We start from the raw sequence: 19170 nt of genomic DNA on the forward strand, positions 1-19170 counted from the left end.
GATGATGACCACTGTCCATACTCCTGAACAACTAACGCTAGATGAGCCTGGTTTGGCCGGTCAACCCAACCGTTGACGAGCCCGAGGTCAACGCATAGCGTGGGCCAACAAAGCGGAGCCATTCGGCGGTGCCACGGAGATGGGGAACTCATGCCGGCAGATCAGCCCGTTGAACGAGATGCCGAACAGACGGACACCCCGTCCACCGTTCTGCTCACCGGCGCCTCGGGCATCGTCGGCACGCTGATGCGGGAGCTGCTTCCCCCGCACGGCTACCGGATCCGCTCGCTCGACATGGTCCCGACACCCGGCGATCCGGACGCGATCGTGGCCGATCTCGCCGACCGGGCCGCGCTGCGCGAGGCGGTGCGCGGCGCCGACGCGATTCTGCATCTGGCCGGTATCTCCCTGGAGTCGTCCTTCGAGAAGATCCTGCGCGCCAACATCGAGGGGACCTACAACCTCTACGAGGCGGCCCGCGAGGAGGGCGTGCGCCGGATCGTCTTCGCCTCCAGCAATCATGCCGTGGGCCTCACCCCGTGGCCCCGGCCCGGCGACGCCCCGATCCCGGTCGACATCCCGCATCGGCCCGACACGTTCTACGGCCTCTCCAAGTGCTTCGGCGAGGATCTGGCGCAGCTCTACTGGGACAAGTACGGCTTGGAAACGGTCTCCATCCGGATCGGTTCCTGTTTCCCGAAGATCACCTCCGCCCGGATGTTGTCGGTCTGGCTCAGCCCCGCCGACGGAGCCCGGCTCTTCCACGCGGCGATCAGCGCGCCCGACGTCGGCCACACCGTGGTCTACGGCTCCTCGGACAACACCCGCAGGGTCTGGGACCTGGCGCCGGCCGAGGCGCTCGGCTATGTCTCCGAGGACGACTCCGAGGTGTTCGCCGCCGAAGTGATCGCCGCGCACGGCGAGTTGGACACCGGCAAGCCCGACCAGGCCCACCTCGGCGGGGCGTTTGTCACCGACCCGCCCATCTGGCCGCACTGACCCCGCCGGCGGCCGGGGCCGCACCGGCCCCGTCAGCGACCGATGCCACATGGACAGCCGGCCCGTCGCCGCGTTACCGTTTTTTCGGCGTGTGGGTTCTGACGGGCTGTTCCCCGGCCCGCGCGCCTCGAAGAGCAGCACATGAAAAGCACCACATGTCGATGGGCGGGCCCCGCCGGTACGGGCCCCGTCCGCACAGGCTCCGGCGAAGGGAACCGACCATGGGAGCACCGCGGTTGACCGCCGTGTCCCGTCGGCTGACCCGACAGCTGCCCATCGATCTGTGCCGCTCCGCCAGCTCTCTCTGTAGCTGAGCGACGCCCAGGGCCGCCGAGGCCCTTTTCCTCTTCTTTTCCTCTTCCCACTTCACCCCGCACCGCACCGCGCGCTCCGGTGCGGGCGCTTCGGGGCAGCTCCGCGCTGCCAACAGCGCGCGTTTCCCTGCCGGCTCGTCCGGCTTCCGTTGAAACCGTCGGCCTGTGAGGTCCGCTTTGACGTCTTCGCACACACCCCCGAACGGCTCCGCCCCCCTGCACCTGGCCGTCGCCCTGGACGGCGCCGGCTGGCACCCCGCCGCCTGGCGTGAATCCCGGGCGCGCCCCGATGAGTTGACATCCGCCGGCTACTGGGCCGATCTGGTCCGCACCGCCGAGGCGGGCCTGCTCGACCTCGTCACCATCGAGGACGCCCTCGCCCTCCAGTCCACCGTGCCGGACGGCCCCGACAACCGGCTCGACCAGGTGCGCGGCCGGCTGGACGCGGTGCTGATCGCCTCCAGGGTCGCGCCGCTGACCCGGCACATCGGGCTGATCCCCACCGCGACCACCACCCACACCGAGCCCTTCCATGTCTCCAAGGCCATCGCGACCCTGGACCATGTCGGCCTCGGCCGCGCCGGCTGGCGGGCCCAGGTCTCCCGCCCGGCGGAGAACGCGCACTTCGGACGCAAGGAGCTGGGCGAGGTCAGCCTCGCCGACCCCGGCACTCCGGCGGTACGCGCCTTTGTCGGCGACAACTTCGCCGAGGCCGAGGACTTCATCGAGGTGGTGCGGCGGCTCTGGGACAGCTGGGAGGACGACGCCGAGATCAGGGACGCCGCCACCGGCCGCTTCATCGACCGGGCCAAGCTGCACACCGTCGACTTCCACGGCCGCTGGTTCAGCGTGCGCGGCCCCTCCATCGTGCCCCGCCCACCGCAGGGACAGCCGCCGGTGGCGGTGCTGGCGCACGCGACCGTCCCCTACCGGCTGGGCGCCCGACAGGCGGACGTGGTCTTTGTGACGCCGCACGACGCGGACCAGGCGCGCGCCATCGTCGCGGAGATCCGCGCCGAACAGGCCGCCGCCGGACGCGAACGGGACACCGTCCATGTCTTCGCCGACCTGCTGGTCGTCCTCGCCGACACCGCCGCCGCGGCCCGGGACCGGCTCGCCCGGTTGGACGAACGGGCCGGCGCCTCGCTCGCCAGCGACGCGCTCGTCTTCACCGGCACCGCCGAGGAGTTGGCGGACACCCTGCTGGAGTGGCGGGGCGCCGGGCTGACCGGCTACCGGCTGCGGCCCGCGGTGCTGCCCGACGACCTGGACACGGTGGCCGACCGGCTGGTGCCGGAGCTGCAACGACGCGGCGCCTTCCGCAGCGCCTACGGCGAGGAGACGCTGCGCTCCCGTCTCGGGCTGCCGCGCCCGGCCAACCGCTATGCCACCGCCGCCGGTTGAGACCATCCGCCCCGCGCGATCGTGAGATTGGACAGCGATATGCCCCAGCCATCCCGGCAGCCGCGCAAGCGGATCATCCTGGGCGCCTTCCTCAGCGGCGTCAACCACCACACGGTCTGGTCGGCCCCGGAGGCCGGCAGCCAGATCGCGTTCTCCTCCTTCCAACACCTGGCCCAGACCGCCGAGCGCGGCAAGTTCGACTTCTTCTTCCTGGCCGAGGGGCTTGCCATCCGTGAACGGCTCGGGCAGTTCTTCGACCAGGACGTCGTAGGCCGCCCCGACACCCTCCCCGTGCTGGCCGCGCTGGCCGGCGTGACGGAACACCTCGGCCTGGTCGGCACCATCAACGCGACCTTCAACGAACCGTACGAACTGGCCCGCCAGCTCAGCAGCCTCGACCATCTCTCCGGCGGACGCGCCGGCTGGAACGTGGTCACCTCGTTCGACGCCTTCACCGGGCAGAACTTCCGCCGGGGCGGCTTCCTGGACCGGAACGACCGCTATGTGCGGGCCGACGAGTTCATCCATGTGGCGCGTCAGCTCTGGGACTCCTGGCCCGAGGACGCCATCGTGGCGGACAAGGAGAGCGGCCGGTTCCTGCGAGCCGAGCACGCCGAGGCGGGCCGGTTCGCGTTCAGCGGCAAGCAGTTCGAGATATCCGGGCGGTTCACCACGCCGCGCTCGCCCCAGGGCAGGCCGGTCGTGCTCCAGGCCGGTGTCTCCCCCCACGGCCGGGACTTCGCGGCCGCCAGGGCCGACGCCATCTTCTCGCCGTACCACCGGCTGGACGAGGCGCGGGACTTCTACCGGGACATCCACCGGCGCGCCGCCGCCGCGGGCCGGCCGCCCGGGGCGGTGAAGCTGCTGCCCTCGGCGACCTTTGTGCTCGGCGACACCGAGGCGGAGGCCGTCGAACGACAGCGGGAGATCGCCCGAACGCAGGTCACCGGGCGGACGGCGCAGATCCTGCTGGAGTCGGTCTGGAACCGCGACCTCTCCGGCTACGACCCGGACGGGCCACTGCCCGACGTGGAACCGGAGGTGAACGGGCCCAAGGTCATCCAGGGGCGCGCCACCATCCACCAGGACGCGCGGCAGACCGTCGCGGAATGGCGGGAGTTGGCCGAGGCGAAGGGCTACTCGCTGCGCGAACTGGCCATCCACCTCTACTCCCGCACCGAGTTCGTCGGGACGCCCGAGCAGGTGGCCGACCGGCTCGACTCCTTCGTCCAGAACGACGGCTCCGACGGCTTCATCCTGGGCTCGCACCTCACCCCCACCGGCCTCGACGAGTTCGTCGACCGGGTGATCCCGCTGCTCCAGGAGCGGGGCTCGGTGCGCACCGAGTACACCGGCACCACCCTGCGCGACCACCTCGGCCTGCCGCCCGGCTGAGGACCCCCGCCCGGGGTCGGTGCGGCGGTGGCCCCGCCCCACCGACCCCGGGCGGCTCGGCGCGGGGCGGGTACTCAGCCGGCGCGCAGGGCGCAGGCGTGGGCCACGGCTGCCAGCCGATCCGCCTCGGGGGCCGAGCCGCCGGCGAAGACACGGCGGGTGTAGCCGAAGGCCAGGCCCGTGCTCGGCGAGGCGAAGGCGACCGAACCGCCCGCGCCGTCATGACCGAAGGTGCCGGCCGGCAGGTGGGGGAAGCCGACCATGAAGCCCAGCCCGTAGGCCCGGTGCATGTCGAGCACCAGATCGTGGCCGACCGAGTACGGCAGCCCGCAGAGCCGCACCGTGGACTCGTCCAGCAGCGGCTTGGCGCCCTCGACGCCCCGCACCGCCGCCGCGTAGAGGCGGGACAGGCCCCGGGCGGAGGCGACGCCACCGGCCGAGGACTGACCACCCGCCCGGAAGAGCCGGGAGTTGGGCAGCTCCTGGAGCACGGTCGGCGCGCCACGGTGGTGCCGGTTGGCAGCGATGCCGCCGAGGCTGTCCGGGGCCTCGGCCGGCTCGGCCGCTCCCGGCTCCCCCGGCGGGGCCGGGAGGATGCCGCGGACCCTGGGCTCCTCGGCCTCGGGCAGGCCGAGGTGGAAGTCGATGCCCAGCGGCCCACGTATCTCCTCGTCGTACAGCTCCCGCAACGAGCGGCCGGAGACCCGGCGGACGATCTCGCCGGTGAGCGCGCCCACCGTCAGGGAGTGGTAGCCGTGGGCCCGGCCCGGATGCCAGTAGGGGCGGTGCCCGGCCAGCCGGTCGGCCAGCGCCGCGTCGTCGGCCAGCTCCTCCGGGGTGAAGCCGTCCTTCGTGCCGATCGCGCCGGCGCGGTGGGCCAGCAGATCGTGCACGCTGATCCCGCCCTTGCCGCCGGCGGCGAACTCCGGCCAGTAGCTGCGGACCTCGCGCCGCACATCCAGCTGGCCGCGCCGCACCAGCAGCGCGGCCACCAGGAAGGCGATGCCCTTGGTCGAGGAGAAGACCCCGGTCAGGCTGTCCCCCTCGATATCGGGACCGCCCCACAGATCCACCACCTGTCGGCCGTGGAAATGGACGGCGAGCTGCGCCGCGTGCCCGGGATCCGCGTCCAGCAGCGCCGCGAACTCCGCGCGCAACGGCTCGAACGCGGCGGTCGCGGCGCCGCTCACCTCGGGTGTCTCAGTTGCCATGCGTCACAGTCGGCCGGCTCCGGCGTGGATGTCAAGCAGCAGGGGCAGCAGCAGCGGATGGTGCACCGAGCGCCGCAACTCCGGACGCCAGCCCGCGTCGTCGCCCAGGGTGTGCTCCGGGTTGGCCGCCTGGAAGGCGCCCAGCAGATCGACGGAGCGCCCGTTGACGCGGTTGCCGTGCTCGGTCATCCCGGTGTTCGCGGTCCACTGGTGTATCGCGCGGTCCGGAGTGATCTCCGCCGGCAGCGTGAAGGCGTTGTACTCGGCGACCAGGGCCGACTCGATGCCTATGCCCCAGCTGTAGCCGTAGGGGACGCCGGCGTCCTGCCGGTAGTGGTTGTTGTAGACGTCCACCTGGCCGTAACGGACGCGCGGCGCACGCTCGTTGACGTTGTGGAAGAGGTTGTGGTGGAAGGTGGTGCGCAGCTTGCCCCGGTCGTCGGCGGCGGCGCCGTCGGAGTTGCCGAGCAGGATCGTCTTGTCATGGTCGGTGAAGACATTCCAGCTGACCGTCACCAGGTCCGCCCCGCGCACGATGTCGAGTTGACCGTCGTGCTGCTGAAACAGCCGCCCGAAGTAACGCGGTTGGTCGGCGTCCGGGCGGCGGCCGTCGGTGAAGGTGTTGTGGTCCACCCAGACATGGCGGGAGCCGTACACCACGGCGCTGTCGTACTCGGAGTTCCACTCGCCGAACTCGCCGTCGGTGGGGTCCCACTGGGGGAAGCAGTCGAAGGTGTCCTCGAAGGTCAGGTTGCGGACGATGACGTTCTCGACGCCCCTGATGTCCAGGGTGGCGCCCAGCAGCCTGGCGTCCGATCCGGCGCCCACGATGGTGGTGTGGGAGGGGACGGAGAGCACCACGCGTTCCTTCTGCAGCGCGGCGGAGGCGAGGCGGGCCTCTTCCTGCGGACCGCTGGGCTCCTCGTCGCGACCCCAGGTCTCCGGGTCGTAGGCGGCCAGATAGGCATCCAGGCTGTATCCGTCGGTGGCGTAGTCCTCGCAGCTCAACGCATTGCCGTCGGCGTCGGTGTTGGCGTCGATGGCGCCCTGGACGCGGATGATCCGGGGCCCCTCGCCCGGCGCGGCGAGAGCGTCGGCCAACTCGGCGCGGTCGGTGACGGTGAAGACCCGCTCGCGCGGCGCTCCGGATCCGCCGGTGACCCCGCCCTCGGCCGAGCCCCAGCCGTCGCGTGCCGGCAGCACGCCCTGCTCCAGGCGGTGACCGGAGCCGGGCCAGACCCCGAACGACGCGGCGGACACCTCGTCGAACGACGTCTCATCGGCCGCGTCGGACGACGCGTTGGCCTGCGGCGGCAGGGCGACCAGCGCGAGCGCGGCGCAGCCGGCCGTGGCGACCACGGGCAGCAGCCGGGACCTGCCGGCGGATCGGGCACCGGCTCGGCCGTGGGATCTGCCGTTGGTTCTGGTGTCTTGGGTTCTCTCTTCGGACATGGCGACTCCCATGAGAGGGGAACAGGGATGGTGGACAACTCCGGGAGCCCCGGGAAACCCCGGGAAGCCCCGGAAAACACAGCGGACTTCGGAAGAAGGCGCGGGTGGAGCGGTGGGGCCGGCCGGGCATCGTCGTCCCGCCGAGGCCGGCCCCGGGGGCGGTCAGCGCTGTTCCAGCCACTCCGCCTGGGCCTCGTTGAGCTGCTCCGCCAGGTCGTCGGCGAACTCCTGGGCGGTTATCTCGCCCAGCAGCAGCCGCTGGAAGTTCGGCTCGGTGCCGGCCTTGGTGATGTCGTTCCAGTCGGGCAGGTAGTAGGGCAGCTGGACGATGGTGGTGTTCTCGTCGTAGAGCGCTTCGACGGCGGCCTGGGTGGGCGGCGCCTGGGCGATCCACGGATCGTTCATCACCTCGGTGTTGGCCGGTATCTGGCCGGCCGACTCGTTCCAGCGGCTGTTCATGGCGTGCGAGGCCGCGAACTCGATGAACTCCCAGGCGGCGGCCTTGTTGTCGCTGGACCGGAAGAGGCCGAGGCCGTCCACCGGGTTGGACACAAAGGTGTGGTTGCCGCCCTCCTCGTCTGTGGGCATCGGCAGCCCGTCCACCACGCCCTCGCCGAAGGCGGCCGTGTGGTCCCCGTAGGAGCCGAGGTTGTGCTGCAGCATGCCGACCGAACCACCGGTGAAGGTGGCGACCATGTTGGTGAAGTCGCTGTTGAGGTCGGCCTCCGGGGTGGCCGCGCCATAGAGCCCGACATACCGCTCCAACGCCTCGACGTTCGCCGGGTCGTTGACCGTGGTCTCGTCGCCGTTCCAGAAGCTGTCGATGCCGGACTGCGCGTACATCATGTCCAGGGCTTGCGCGATGGAGCCCTCACCGCCCCTGAGGGTGAAGCCGAACGCGTTGTTGCCACGGTCGGTCAGCGCCTCGGCGGCGGTGAAGAAGTTGTCCCAGGTGGTGGGCGGCTCAAGCCCGGCCTCCGCGAAGAGGTCCGTGCGGTACCAGAGCACCCCCTGGTTGGCCGAGGTGGGCACGGAGAACAGCTCGTCACCCCCGCCCACGGTGGAGCGGACGCTCTGCAGCATGTTGGGCGCCAGCTCGTCGGCGAGGCTGCTCTCGGCAAGCCGCTCGTCCAGCGGGTCGAGCGCGCCCTGGGCGACGAGATTGGCGAGATAGGACGTGGAGACGCCGCCCACGTCGGGCAGGCCGCTGCCGCCCTGGATCGCGGCGTCGTACTTGGACTGCACATCGGCGATCGGCACCCCGACGTACTCCACCTCGATATCGGGGTGTTCGTCCTCGAACGCGTCGATGATCTCGTTCCAGATGTCGGTGCGGGCACCGCCGTTGTTGTCCCAGAAAACGATCTTGCCTGCGCCCTCCCCCTCGGCACCGCCGTCGTCGCCGGAGTCGCTACAGGCGGTGGCGGTGACGGCGAGGACCAGCCCGGTGGCGACGACAGTGGCGCCACGGGTCCACTTTGCTCTCATACGACTTCTCCCTGTGCTGCGGTATATCGCGGATCGCTAGCTGCGGTTACCTATAGTTGTCAGTTCAGTCACGATGCGTTACATGTTCCGGGGACGCCCAGGGGGCGCCCAACTCGGAGTAGAGGGCCAGTCGGTCGGCGCCGTCCGCCGTCAGCTGGTCGATGCCGGGCAGCACCCGGCGCGGCCCGTGTTCGCCGGGCAGCACCTGCCAGTGCTCCGGCGCCAGCCGCACCGGATCGGGCGCGGTGCGGACCGCCTCGACCAGCCGCATGAAGCCGCCGGTCCGTTCCGGCGGCACCAACAGCGGTGCGCCCTCCCGCAGATGGGCGACCAGGTTGGCCAGCAGGTCGGTACGCGGATGCTCGGTGGTCACCGGCGGCCGGCCCGGCCGCTCCAGCAGCACCCGGTCGGCCTTGTACCAGAACGTGATCCGGCCCTCGTCGCCGTGCACCACCACGGACGGCTCCCCCGGGCGTTCGGCGCAGAGCGTCACCGCCGTGACGATCCGGCCGCCGGAGGTGGTGGTGAGCCTGGCGCAGGAGGTGTCGTCGGCCGCGATGTCGTTGATCCGGTACAGCTCCAGCTCGATCCCGGCCAGATCGTCGGCCCGGTCGGCGTCGGCGATCCGCAGCGCGGTGGCCACGGCGTGGGCGAGCGGGTTGGTCAACACCCCGTCCACCACGTCCCTCCCGTCCAGGCGGCGCAGTCCGCCCCAGGGCGCGCGCCGCCAGTACGCCTCCTCGCGCACCCAGGCGCCGGCCGCGCCAAGTCCGGTGACCCGGCCGACGGCGCCCTTCGCGATCAGGCCCCTGATGTGGTCGATCGCGCCGGAGCCCAGCGACTGGAAGCCGATCTGACAGGCGGTGCCGGCCTCCTCAAGGCCCCGCCGCAGCTGGTGGAAGGCGTCCAGCGAGGGCGTGGGCGGCTTCTCCAGCAGCAGGTGCACGCCCCGTGCGGCGGCGATCAGCCCCAGCTCGGCATGGGTGTGGATGGGGGTGCAGACGATCGCGATCTCGGCGCCGGTACGGTCCAGCAGCGTGGCCAGATCATCGGACTGCTCCGGGCTGCCGAGACCTTCCAGCTCCTCCGGCGCCAGCGGCGTCAACTCGCAGACGCCGACCAGCCGCACCAGTCCGGCGGCGGTCAACCGGCGGATATTGGACAGGTGCCAGTGACCGTGCCCGCGGGCACCGGCCAACACCAGCGTGACGGGCGCGCTCATCCCTTGACCGCCCCCGCGCTGAAGCCGGTGATCAACCAGCGCTGGATAAAGGCGAACACGATCACCACCGGCACGGCGGCCACCACGCCACCGGCCGCCAGAGCGCCCAGATCGACACTGTCCGAACCGAGCAGGGAGTTCAGCCCGACGGGAATGGTCTGCTTGTCCTGCGAGTTGAGGAACATCAGCGCGAACAGGAAGTGGTTCCAGCTGTGCACGAAGGCGAAGGAACCGACCGCGATCAATCCGGGGCGCAGCAGTGGCAACACCACGGCGAGAAAGGCGCGGAGGCGGCTGCACCCGTCGACCCAGGCGGCCTCCTCAAGACTGGGTGGCACATTCCGGATGAAGCCACTGATCAGAATCATCGAGAGCGGCAGCTGGAACACCGTCTCGGCGAGGATCACGCTCCACAGGGAGTTCAGCAGCTGGAGTTCGCGGAAGATCTCGAAGAGCGGCACCAGCATCAGCGCGCCCGGAATGAACTGCGAGCAGAGCAGCGCCAGCATGAAGGGCATCCGCATCCGGAACTTGAACCTGGCCAGCGCATAGCCACCGGAGAGAGCCACCAGCAGGGTCATCAGCATCGACGCGATACCGACATACATGCTGTTGACGAAATAGGTGTCGAAGCCACGCTCGTTCCACACCTTGGCGAAGTGTTCCCCGGTGATGGGCCAGGGCACCAACGAGTCCGAGCCAGGCTCGCGCAGCGCGAACAACAGCATCCAGTAGAACGGGATCAGCGTGAACAGCAGATAGACCCCGAGCGGAACATAGATCTGCCAGCGCGGTGGCTCGTCCAGCGACCTGCGCCGCCGACGCCCGGAGGGGGGCGGGGGCACGGGCGCGGCGGCGGCTTCCTTCGACTCCGTGAGTGCGGCGGTCACTTGTCGTCGCCTCCGAACTTGCTCAGGCGCAGATAGACGATCGAACAGAACAGAAGGATCACAAAGGCCACCGTGGTCAATGCCGCCGCATAGCCGAACTCGTTACCGTGGATTCCGGTCTGGGCGACATAGAGAGGCAGCGTCGTGGTCGATCCCGCCGGCCCCCCGTTGGTCAGGGTGTAGAGCAGGTCGACATTGTTGAACTCCCAGACCGCGCGGAGCAGCGTGGACAGCACGATGGCGTCCCGCAGATGCGGCAGAGTGATATGGAAGAACTGCCGGATACGGCTCGCCCCGTCCACCGAGGCCGCCTCGTAGAGGTCCTTGGAGACCGACTGCAGATCGGCCAGGATCAGAATGGCGAAGAACGGTACACCGCGCCAGAGTTCGGCGATCACCGCCCCCCAGAAGGCCGTTCCCGGATTGGCCAGGACCGACGTTCCGTACTCCCCGATCCCGGCATCCGCCAGATAGCGGCTCAGCCCGGTCGAGGGGTTGTACAGAAGAATCCAGATGGTGCTGGTCAACACCCCGGACACCGCCCAGGGAGAGAAGACCAGCGCCCGGGCGACCCCTCGGCCGACAAAGGTCTGGTTGATGATCAGGGCCAGTGCCAGACCGAACACCAGCTGGAGCGAGACCTCCACGAGAACCCACCGGGCGCTGAAGGCCAGGGTTTCCCAGAAGAACGGGTCGTCGGTGAAGATCTCCCGGAAGTTGTCAAGACCGGCGAACCCGTTTCGCCAGGGCTTGGTGACGTTGTAGTTCTGCAGGCTGTAATAGATGACGCTGATGATCGGGTAGGCGATAAAGCCCAGCATCAGAAGGCCGGCGGGCGCGAGCAGCAGGTAGGGCAGCGAACGTGGGGAACGTCCGGCACGGCGGCGCCGCGGCCGGGTCCGTTCCCTTACGGCGTCGGCCATGACCGCTTCTCCGTTCTCGACGGGCGGCAAGCGCGTGGAAGCGCTCCCGCGAGGGGGTGGCGAACCCCGGGTCGGTTGTGGACGGGGCGGATCGGATCCGATCCGCCGGGCTAGCCCGCGTAGGGCCCGGGGACCTCTCCCTCCCGGGAGAGGAAGGCGAAATCACAGCCGGTGTCGGCCTGGGTGATGTGTTCCTGATAGAGCGCCCCGAACCCCCGGCCGTAGCGGGGAGCCGGCGGGGTCCACTCGGCCCGGCGGCGGTCCAGTTCGGCGTCGTCCACTTCGAGGCGCAAGGTGCGCGCGGCCACGTCGAGGGTGATCAGATCGCCGTCCTGGACCAGGGCAAGCGGCCCGCCCACATGCGATTCGGGCGCTATGTGCAGCACGCAGGCGCCATAGCTGGTGCCGCTCATCCGGGCGTCGGAGAGGCGCACCATGTCGGTGACGCCCTGTTTCAGCAGATAGTCGGGGATGGGCAACATTCCGTACTCGGGCATCCCCGGGCCGCCCAAGGGGCCCGAACCGCGCAGCACCAGGACGCTGTCCGGGGTGATGCCGAGGGCCGGTTCGTTGATGGTGGCCTGCATGGTGCGGTAGTCGTCGAACACCACGGCGGGGCCCGTGTGTCGGTGGAGCTCGGGATCGGCGGAGATGTGCTTGATCACCGCGCCGTCGGGGGCGAGATTGCCATGCAGCACCGCCAGTCCGCCCTGCTCGGCGAGGGGTGCGTCCTGGAAGCGGATCACCTCGGCATCGTGCGTGGCGGCGGTCGCCAGCTGCTCCCGCATCGAGTCATGGGCCACGGTCGGCCGATCCAGATGCAGCTGTTCCTCGCCCAGCCGGGCGAGCAGCGTGGGCAGCCCGCCGGCGTAGTAGAAGTCCTCCATCAGGAAACGGCCACCGGGCCGGAGATCGGCCAGCACCGGCACCCGGCGGGCGATCCGGTCGAAGTCGGCCAGATCCAACGGGACATGAGAGCGGCCGGCCATCGCGATCAGATGGATCACGGCATTGGTCGAACCGCCCAGCGCCATCACGGTGGCCACCGCGTCCTCGTACGCCTCGGCCGTGAGGAAACGGGAGAGCCGGGCGTCCGTCCAGACCAGCTCGACGATCCGCCGCCCCGCCGACGCGGCCATCCTGCTGTGCGCGGAGTCGACCGCCGGAATGGCAGCGGCCCCCGGCATCGTCACCCCAAGTGCCTCGGCGGCCGAGGCCATGGTGGAGGCGGTGCCCATGGTCATACAGGTGCCGGGCGAGCGCGCCAGTCCGCATTCCAGCTCGGACAGCTCCCGGTCACCGATCCGCCCGGCCCGCTTCTCGTCCCAGTACTTCCACATGTCGGTGCCCGAGCCCAGCGTCTCGCCACGCCAGTGCCCGCGCAGCATCGGCCCGGCCGGCACGAAGACGGTCGGCAGATCGACACTGGCCGCGCCCATCAACAGCGCGGGTGTCGTCTTGTCGCAGCCCCCCAACAGCACCGCGCCGTCCACCGGATAGGAGCGCAGCAGCTCCTCCGTCTCCAGCGAGAGCAGGTTGCGATAGAGCATCGGGGTCGGCTTCTGGAACGTTTCCGACAGCGTCGCGACCGGGAACTCCAGCGGGAATCCGCCGGCCTGCCACACCCCCCGTTTCACGGCCTCGGCCCGCTCCCGCAGATGCTGGTGGCAGGGATTGATATCCGACCAGGTGTTCACGATCGCGATCACTGGCTTGCCGAGGTGCTCCTCGGGCAGATAGCCGAGCTGTCTGGTGCGCGCCCGGTGGCTGAACGAGCGGAGCCCGTCGGTGCCGTACCACTGGTGGCTGCGCAACTCCTCGCTGGTCAACCGCCGTTGACCGGCGCCGCCCGTTTCGTCCGGGGACCGCTTCGCCTCCGAATCGGCGCTCATGGCAGCTCCCACCCTTCCAACATCGCCACGACATCGGCCCGCTCCTCGGGGGCCAACGTCGAACTGGGCGGACGGACCTCGCGACGGCAGAGGTCGAGCGCGGCAAGCGCCTCCTTCACCACCGTCACGTTGTTCGCCGACTGCCCCCGCGCGCGCAGCTCCTCGAAGGGCCGGATCAGCTCCCAGACCCGCATCGCGGCCGGATAGTCCCCGGCGCGCAACGCGTCCCGCATGGCGAGCGAGACGGCGGGGGCCACATTGACCAGGCCCGAGGTGAAGCCGGTGGCGCCCGAGGCGAAGTAGGAGGGCGCGGAGAGTTCGGCCAGACCGGCCACCCAGACGAAACGTTCCAGCCCCGCGTCCCGCGCGACCGAGGCGAAGCGCACCGGATCGGGCACCGCGTACTTCACCCCGATCACATTGGGGCAGTCGGCACCGAGCCGGGCGATCGTCGCGCCCTCGATGGCCGGATTGCGGATATAGGGCACAACGCCCAGCTCGGGGACGGCCTCCGCGATGCCCCGGTGATAGGCCAGCCAACCCTCCTGGGAGACATAGGGATGAACCGGCTGGTGCACCATCACCATCTGCGCGCCCGCCGCGCGCGCCTCCAACGAGGCGGACACGGCCGTGCCCATGTCCTGCCCCACCCCGACCAGGATCTGCGCCCCGGTACCGGCCGCGACGACCTCGGTCACCGTCAGCTCGACCTCGCTGCGACGCTCCTCGGCGGTGAGGGAGTAGAACTCGCTCGTGTTGCCGTTGGGGGTAAGCGCTTGCACGCCGGACGTCAGAAGACGCCGCAGCAGAATGCGATAACTCTCCTGATCGAACTGGTCGTTCTCGGTAAACGGGGTGACGGGAATCGCCACCACATCGGCCAACGCCTCGCGTTGGCGTGCGAAATCGGTCATGACCGCCCCTCTCGTTCCACGGCCCGCGCGGTTCGCGCACGCTCGGCCGTCCTCCCGCCCCTCGCCCCGTCCGTCGTCCCCGCGGCTGCCGGGCCTCGCGCCGGGGCTTCTGTCCGGGTTGTCTCGGTGTCGGCGGCCTCGGTGTCCGCCTGGCCCGGGAACGCACGGTTGACAAAGCCCCTGATGTGCTCGCTCAGCAACTCGCCCGCCCGGTCGGCGTCCCCGGCCTCGGCGGCGGCCAGAATCGCGCGATGCTCCTCCGCCTCCCGCTCCCAGGTGGGAACGGTCTGCCAGACGAACGACGAGACCAGCGCGGCCTGATCGCGCAGATCGTCCAACATCCGCACCAGCAGCGGATTCCCGCACGGCAGATAGAGCGCGCGGTGGAAGTCCCGGTTGGCCAGCGAACGTTCGGCGCTGTCGACGGCGGAGTCGGCCCGGGTCAGCGCGGCGTGCGCGGCGGCCAACGCGGCCGACCGGTTCACCGCCCGGCGCATGGCCTCCGGCTCCAGCAGCAGTCTGACGTCGTAGATCGCCCTGGCCATGTCCGCGTCCACGGTGCGGACGGCGGCCCCCTTGTACTCGCTCATCACCACAAGACCCCGACCCGCCAGGGTCTTGAGCGCCTCCCGCACCGGGGTCTTGGAGACCCCGAACTGGGCCGCGAGTTCGGTCTCCACCAGAGCGGTCCCGGGCGCCAACCCTCCGGTGAGGATGGCGTGCGTCAGGTGCTCCAGGACGAACTGCGTCCGGGAGGGGATGGGCACCGGGGCGGCGCCGGACAGGGGTGCGTTCATGCGGGATGGCCCTCGGTTCTCGGGTCTCAGTGCTCGCATATGGCATCTCGTATATGACATATGGCGTACGACGTGCGGCCCGATGAAGTTAGGACCGTGCCCGGCCGGCGTCAACACTTCTGACAAAACTCGCCGCCGACGCCGCCGTTTGCGGAGGCACCCCGCCCGGGCACACGTCGGAGCGGGCGCCTCGGCGAGGCGCCCGCTCGACGGGGCAGGACGGTGGGCCGCCGACGCGGCCCTACCGACCCGTCCGGATCAACTGCAGGTGTTGCGCGGCGAGTTGTTGAACGTCAGGTTCCGATAGGTGATGTTGCTGCCACAGGGGTTCTCGTTGAGGGCCGAGTTGGTGATCGTGAGGTTCTGAAGCGTGATGTCACGGGTGTTGGCGAACTCCGTCCGGGCCGCGATGCGGATGTCGCCCGGCCCCTGGACCGTCCCCCCGTTGGTCGCGAGGTTCACGTTGTAGCAGTTCTCGATCAGGATGGCGTTGCTGCCGGTGTTGGCGATGGTGATCCGACCGATCTCCGCTCCGCCGCTCTCCGAGACGCAGAAGATCCCACGTCCACCGCCCCTGGCGAGGACCTCGCCGACCCGGATGTTGACCGGGTAGCTGTCGCCGATTCGTCCGTTGCGGTTGGCCATCCGGAACGCGGCGTAGCCGGTTCCGGCGCCGGTGCCCTCGCCGTCCACCAGGTCGACGGTGGCATTGATGGTGTCGTTGAGCAGCAGACCGGACTCGCCGGTGTTCCTGGCGGTGACCGTGCCGATGGTCAGCCCGTCCACCCCGTAGGTCTCCACGGCATGGCTGCCGCTGCCGGAGACGAAGACATTGTCGATGCGAACATTGCGGGTGCGGACATTACGGTTGTCGTGGTTGTCGATCCGGATGCCGAGCCCGCCGGAGAGACGCATATCGATCTGCCCCAGGGCGATATCCGTGCCGTTCCGGACAAAGACACCGAAGTACGGGGCGCCGGTGACCTGGAGATGGCGCACCTCGACGGAGCTGGCGTTCCTGATCCGCACCGGCGCGTGGTTGGCGCCGACGGACCCGGTCACATCGATGCTGCCGCACACATCCAGCACCGTATGACTGGGCAGGTCGAGCGACTGGTTGCCCGGAACCGAACCCGAACCGCGCACCACCACCGCCTGTTTGCTGGTGCGACCCGGATCGAGGCTGTTGACGGCCGCCCGCATCGCGGACAGCATGTCCGTTCCCGAATAGCCGGGCGCGGTCCAGGTGTTGCCGTTCCGTACGGCCTCGGCCTGGTAACTGCCGTCGCCACAGGCCAACGTGCCGGGGTCGGCGGCGGGGGCGGGGCTGACGGCGGGGGCGGCGGGGGCGGCAGGGGTGGCATGCGCCGAACCGGTCAGCGTCGCGGCGCCGGTCACCAGCGCGAGCAGGGCGGATGCGAACAGGGTGAGTTTGCGTCGGTTACCAATAGAAGCGGCTCTGGTTCCCATCGTTGACTCCTCGTGGGGGGTTGGGGAGCAAACGCCTCGCCACCGGGCCGGGCCCACACCGACCGGGAGCGCCGAGTAACGCCCGGGGCCGGCGGACGCCAGGGGACCGGCCAGCGCCAGGGCGTTGCGTGAATCGATTCATGCTGAGACCGTCCTCGTCCAGGGACCTGCATCTCGGTGATTCGACGGTGGTGCTGGTGTTGCCGGCGGTGGTGCGGTGACTCGCCGGTTCAGAAACACGGCACACGAGGTCGGGGATTCGAACTCGCGGGCCACACCGGGGAGTCGGGGCATCGCGGGCGCCATGCCGACGAAGCCGTGGGCTCGACTGGGGGTAAGCGCTTGCTGACTGGCGGCGAGTATGCCGCTACCCCCGGGGCACGTCAATAACAACGGCAAGCGGGCGGAGTGTTCGGGGCGCGCGACCCGGAACCGGCCCACCGTCGCCGGCCGGGCGGGCGGACGTCTGGCCGGTGTCGGCGGGGGGGTGGGGCGGCAACGGACCGCCTCTCGGGAACCACTGACGCCCCGCACCGACCCCGGGGGCAACACAGTTGAACCAGCCATGCGACACATTCGCAACGCGCCGGCGCCGAATCGAAATCCGCGAAGGGCGCGGGCCGGGGCTATTCACTCGCAACGGGAGACCCCCCACCGAAGGAACGTTGGCAGGGGGTCTCCCGGTCACGGCGGTCGACTCACTCCACCTTCAAGTGGATTCGACTGAGGACTTCCACAAAGCTCATACTCAGACCGGTACTGACAACCTTGATGCCGCGACTATCAGCAATCTCCTGGAACTCGGCGACCAGCCCCTCGGGATCAGTCTCGTCGTAGGCGTAGTCCAGATCGGTGTCGTGGAGATAGATCAGCACGAGGAGTCCCCCTCGCGGCAGCGGGAAGCGCCCTGTCGGCCCGCTTCCTCGTGAACTGGCAGCGTATCGGGGGTCTGGGCCGGCCTCTCAGGCTGCTCTCCGGTCACGCCGATCCCGTGCCGGCGAACAGGCTCTTCCGCTCCGGAAACACGCCGAAGGGGTTCGTCCTGGCCATACTCCAGATCAATCTGGTCGCGACGTAGGTAGGTGATCACACGCCTGTCTCCTTGGTTTTCGGGCCCATGAGGCTTGTTTCCCGCATCGGGATACCCGACCCGAGGATTCGCACGTTCGTCTCACCCCGGGCTGGTTCGCCCACTTTCCAATACCTTGCCGAACGGGGGTGGCCGTTGCCATACCATTCAGGCAGACAACTGGCGCTGTCGTTAGACAAGTTGATTCGTCTTAAGGAAACGCATATGCCAGCCGAACATGACGGCGATGATCCGACCGACCCCAACGCCTCGACCCTGGCGCACTTCGGCATGGAAGTCCGCCTGGAGCGCGAGCGCCACCAGGTGACCCAGATGGACTTGGCTGCCGAAGTCCCCTGCCACCACACACTCGTTCAGAAGATCGAGACCGCCAAGCGGGTTCCCTCGTTCCGGTTCGCGGAGACCTGCGATCGCCTCTTCGACGCCCATGGTCGGTTCACACGCCTGTGGCCCCTGGTCATCAAGTACGCGTTCCCCGCGTGGTTCCGGCCCTACGTCGAGTTGGAAATGCGCGCCAACTCCGTTCGGCTGTCCCACCCCTACTTGGTCCCCGGACTCCTTCAGACCGAGGACTACGCGCGAGCCGTACTACGGGCGGGCCGCCCCCGGATACTGGACGACCTGGTGGACGCTCGGATGGACCGCCAGCGCATCCTGGAACGGGCCAATGCGCCCGAGGTGTGGGTGATCCTCGAAGAGGGGGTGATCCATCGCGAGGTGGGCGGACCCAGCATCATGCGGGGCCAGTTGGAAAGGTTGCTCACCTTCGCCGAGAATCCCGCTCATGTCATCCAGATCATCCCTCGCGAGGTTACGGTGCACGCTGGCTCGGGTGGACCGTTCGTCATTCTCGGCTTCCAGGACAGTGGCGACGTGGTCCACGTGGACGCCTTCCCACGTGGCCATTTGTTGGCCGAGCCAGACGATGTGAAGGCGAGCAACTGGGCATACGATCTGCTCAAGGCGGTTGCGCTCTCGCCCGACGACTCGGTGAGCCTGCTGGGCTCCACACTCAAGGAATATGCTTCATGACCAACAGTCATCCCCTGACACATGCCTGGCGCCGCAGCAGCTACAGCGGCCCCAACGGTGGTGAATGCCTGGAGGTCGCGGATGGCGTACCGGAAGAGGTCCCCGTGCGCGACAGCAAGAACCCCCACGGCCCCACACTCGCCTTCCCCACCGCAAGCTGGTCCGCCTTCGTCGATCTGACCAAACGCTGACCCACGACTCCCGACAGGCCCCGAGCCGCCCACGCACAGGCCGAGTTGCGCCAGCGTCGGCGGCCTCGGCGCTCGACCGTGCGCTCTCGGTGTCAACCAACTGCTATACCGTCAGGCGCCGTTGGCTCGCCGCCGTCTGCTGGACCTCCAGCACGGCGCGTCGTAACTTCGCGGCGAAGGCGGCATCTCGGCTGCCCGCCGCCTCCAGGGCTCCCACCACCCGCCGCCGCGTCTGCTCGCTGGGCGCCGGGGCCCCCTCGACCGCCTCCGTCTCCAGACGGACCAGCGCCGGATCCGACCCCAACTGCGCCTGGACCGTGGCCCGCAGACGCCCCAGGGCCGCCTCCAACGCCTGATCCGGCGCGGCCTCGGACCGACCACCGACACTGCGGAAGATCCACACCATGGCGGCCACCGCCATGGATCCCAACTCGACCATCTTTCCCCCCACCGAGCTCCCTTGAGTCACCTCTCGTAACTGAGAGT

General features: G+C 69.5%; 17 protein-coding genes. 5 read left to right on the forward strand and 12 right to left on the reverse strand.

What is annotated here, in order from left to right; all coding sequences use genetic code 11:
* Window positions 1-150 precede the first annotated feature (150 nt).
* The 3 genes from AOM46_RS14575 (at window position 151) to AOM46_RS14585 (ending at window position 4112) form a co-directional block, all read left to right on the forward strand.
* The gene (locus tag AOM46_RS14575) at window positions 151-999 is read left to right on the forward strand and encodes an NAD(P)-dependent oxidoreductase (RefSeq protein ID WP_062211121.1); all 849 of its coding nucleotides are present in this window, start codon (window positions 151-153) and stop codon (window positions 997-999) included.
* Between the two features lie 479 nt (window positions 1000-1478).
* A complete protein-coding gene (locus AOM46_RS14580; protein ID WP_234313784.1) occupies window positions 1479-2717 on the forward strand; it encodes an LLM class flavin-dependent oxidoreductase in 1239 nt (412 codons plus the stop codon).
* Between the two features lie 39 nt (window positions 2718-2756).
* Window positions 2757-4112 (forward strand): NtaA/DmoA family FMN-dependent monooxygenase, encoded by a 1356-nt coding sequence (locus AOM46_RS14585; protein ID WP_062211126.1) that lies wholly within the window; start codon window positions 2757-2759, stop codon window positions 4110-4112.
* A 74-nt stretch (window positions 4113-4186) separates the two neighbouring features.
* Here AOM46_RS14585 and AOM46_RS14590 read toward each other — a convergent pair whose 3' ends face one another.
* The 11 genes from AOM46_RS14590 to AOM46_RS34035 form a co-directional block, all read right to left on the reverse strand.
* Window positions 4187-5323 carry a serine hydrolase domain-containing protein gene (locus tag AOM46_RS14590; protein WP_062211129.1) on the reverse strand — a complete coding sequence of 379 codons (1137 nt, stop codon included), beginning with the start codon at window positions 5321-5323 and terminating at the stop codon, window positions 4187-4189.
* Between the two features lie 3 nt (window positions 5324-5326).
* Complete coding sequence (locus tag AOM46_RS14595; protein WP_078856829.1) at window positions 5327-6775, reverse strand: polysaccharide lyase family 1 protein; 1449 nt, start codon at window positions 6773-6775, stop codon at window positions 5327-5329.
* 162 nt (window positions 6776-6937) lie between these two features.
* A complete protein-coding gene (locus tag AOM46_RS14600) occupies window positions 6938-8263 on the reverse strand; it encodes a sugar ABC transporter substrate-binding protein (RefSeq protein WP_062211132.1) in 1326 nt (441 codons plus the stop codon).
* Between the two features lie 64 nt (window positions 8264-8327).
* Window positions 8328-9485, reverse strand: a complete 1158-nt coding sequence (locus AOM46_RS14605) for a Gfo/Idh/MocA family protein (protein ID WP_062211135.1) — start codon at window positions 9483-9485, stop codon at window positions 8328-8330.
* Complete coding sequence (locus AOM46_RS14610) at window positions 9482-10375, reverse strand: carbohydrate ABC transporter permease (protein ID WP_062211138.1); 894 nt, start codon at window positions 10373-10375, stop codon at window positions 9482-9484. The genes AOM46_RS14605 and AOM46_RS14610 overlap by 4 nt, the downstream gene beginning before the upstream one ends.
* Window positions 10372-11298 (reverse strand): carbohydrate ABC transporter permease, encoded by a 927-nt coding sequence (locus AOM46_RS14615; RefSeq protein ID WP_062211140.1) that lies wholly within the window; start codon window positions 11296-11298, stop codon window positions 10372-10374. The genes AOM46_RS14610 and AOM46_RS14615 overlap by 4 nt, the downstream gene beginning before the upstream one ends.
* Before the next feature lie 110 nt (window positions 11299-11408).
* Window positions 11409-13190: an L-arabinonate dehydratase gene (araD, locus tag AOM46_RS14620; protein WP_062211143.1), complete on the reverse strand. Its 1782-nt coding sequence runs from the start codon at window positions 13188-13190 to the stop codon at window positions 11409-11411.
* Window positions 13187-14104: a dihydrodipicolinate synthase family protein gene (locus AOM46_RS14625; protein WP_062211146.1), complete on the reverse strand. Its 918-nt coding sequence runs from the start codon at window positions 14102-14104 to the stop codon at window positions 13187-13189. The genes araD and AOM46_RS14625 overlap by 4 nt, the downstream gene beginning before the upstream one ends.
* On the reverse strand, window positions 14101-14901 hold the full coding sequence (locus tag AOM46_RS14630; protein ID WP_078856830.1) for a GntR family transcriptional regulator: 801 nt from the start codon (window positions 14899-14901) through the stop codon (window positions 14101-14103). The genes AOM46_RS14625 and AOM46_RS14630 overlap by 4 nt, the downstream gene beginning before the upstream one ends.
* Window positions 14902-15159: 258 nt before the next feature.
* Window positions 15160-16371: a hypothetical protein gene (locus AOM46_RS14635; RefSeq protein ID WP_062211149.1), complete on the reverse strand. Its 1212-nt coding sequence runs from the start codon at window positions 16369-16371 to the stop codon at window positions 15160-15162.
* A 698-nt stretch (window positions 16372-17069) separates the two neighbouring features.
* On the reverse strand, window positions 17070-17246 hold the full coding sequence (locus AOM46_RS34035) for a hypothetical protein (RefSeq protein WP_158920434.1): 177 nt from the start codon (window positions 17244-17246) through the stop codon (window positions 17070-17072).
* Window positions 17247-17665: 419 nt separating this feature from the next.
* On the opposite strand from AOM46_RS34035, the gene AOM46_RS14640 reads away from it, so the two are divergent.
* Window positions 17666-18493 (forward strand): helix-turn-helix transcriptional regulator, encoded by an 828-nt coding sequence (locus AOM46_RS14640; RefSeq protein ID WP_062211152.1) that lies wholly within the window; start codon window positions 17666-17668, stop codon window positions 18491-18493.
* A complete protein-coding gene (locus AOM46_RS14645; protein ID WP_062211155.1) occupies window positions 18490-18684 on the forward strand; it encodes a DUF397 domain-containing protein in 195 nt (64 codons plus the stop codon). The genes AOM46_RS14640 and AOM46_RS14645 overlap by 4 nt, the downstream gene beginning before the upstream one ends.
* 103 nt (window positions 18685-18787) lie before the next feature.
* Here the strand turns inward: AOM46_RS14645 and AOM46_RS14650 are convergent, their stop codons facing one another.
* Window positions 18788-19123 (reverse strand): hypothetical protein, encoded by a 336-nt coding sequence (locus AOM46_RS14650; RefSeq protein ID WP_062211158.1) that lies wholly within the window; start codon window positions 19121-19123, stop codon window positions 18788-18790.
* Window positions 19124-19170 lie beyond the last annotated feature (47 nt).

Source organism: Streptomyces sp. NBRC 109706, from assembly GCF_000974485.1.
GTDB lineage: Bacteria > Actinomycetota > Actinomycetes > Streptomycetales > Streptomycetaceae > Streptomyces.

Bases quoted from the DNA above. Each gene is read 5' to 3' on its own strand.
- AOM46_RS14575 (WP_062211121.1), top strand. From the start codon at position 151: ATGCCGGCAGATCAGCCCGTTGAACGAGATGCCGAACAGACGGACACC.
- AOM46_RS14585 (WP_062211126.1), top strand. From the start codon at position 2,757: ATGCCCCAGCCATCCCGGCAGCCGCGCAAGCGGATCATCCTGGGCGCC.
- AOM46_RS14590 (WP_062211129.1), bottom strand. From the start codon at position 5,323: ATGGCAACTGAGACACCCGAGGTGAGCGGCGCCGCGACCGCCGCGTTC.
- AOM46_RS14595 (WP_078856829.1), bottom strand. From the start codon at position 6,775: ATGTCCGAAGAGAGAACCCAAGACACCAGAACCAACGGCAGATCCCAC.
- AOM46_RS14600 (WP_062211132.1), bottom strand. From the start codon at position 8,263: ATGAGAGCAAAGTGGACCCGTGGCGCCACTGTCGTCGCCACCGGGCTG.
- AOM46_RS14605 (WP_062211135.1), bottom strand. From the start codon at position 9,485: ATGAGCGCGCCCGTCACGCTGGTGTTGGCCGGTGCCCGCGGGCACGGT.
- AOM46_RS14615 (WP_062211140.1), bottom strand. From the start codon at position 11,298: ATGGCCGACGCCGTAAGGGAACGGACCCGGCCGCGGCGCCGCCGTGCC.
- araD (WP_062211143.1), bottom strand. From the start codon at position 13,190: ATGAGCGCCGATTCGGAGGCGAAGCGGTCCCCGGACGAAACGGGCGGC.
- AOM46_RS14625 (WP_062211146.1), bottom strand. From the start codon at position 14,104: ATGACCGATTTCGCACGCCAACGCGAGGCGTTGGCCGATGTGGTGGCG.
- AOM46_RS14630 (WP_078856830.1), bottom strand. From the start codon at position 14,901: ATGAACGCACCCCTGTCCGGCGCCGCCCCGGTGCCCATCCCCTCCCGG.
- AOM46_RS14635 (WP_062211149.1), bottom strand. From the start codon at position 16,371: ATGGGAACCAGAGCCGCTTCTATTGGTAACCGACGCAAACTCACCCTG.
- AOM46_RS14640 (WP_062211152.1), top strand. From the start codon at position 17,666: ATGCCAGCCGAACATGACGGCGATGATCCGACCGACCCCAACGCCTCG.
- AOM46_RS14645 (WP_062211155.1), top strand. From the start codon at position 18,490: ATGACCAACAGTCATCCCCTGACACATGCCTGGCGCCGCAGCAGCTAC.
- AOM46_RS14650 (WP_062211158.1), bottom strand. From the start codon at position 19,123: ATGGTCGAGTTGGGATCCATGGCGGTGGCCGCCATGGTGTGGATCTTC.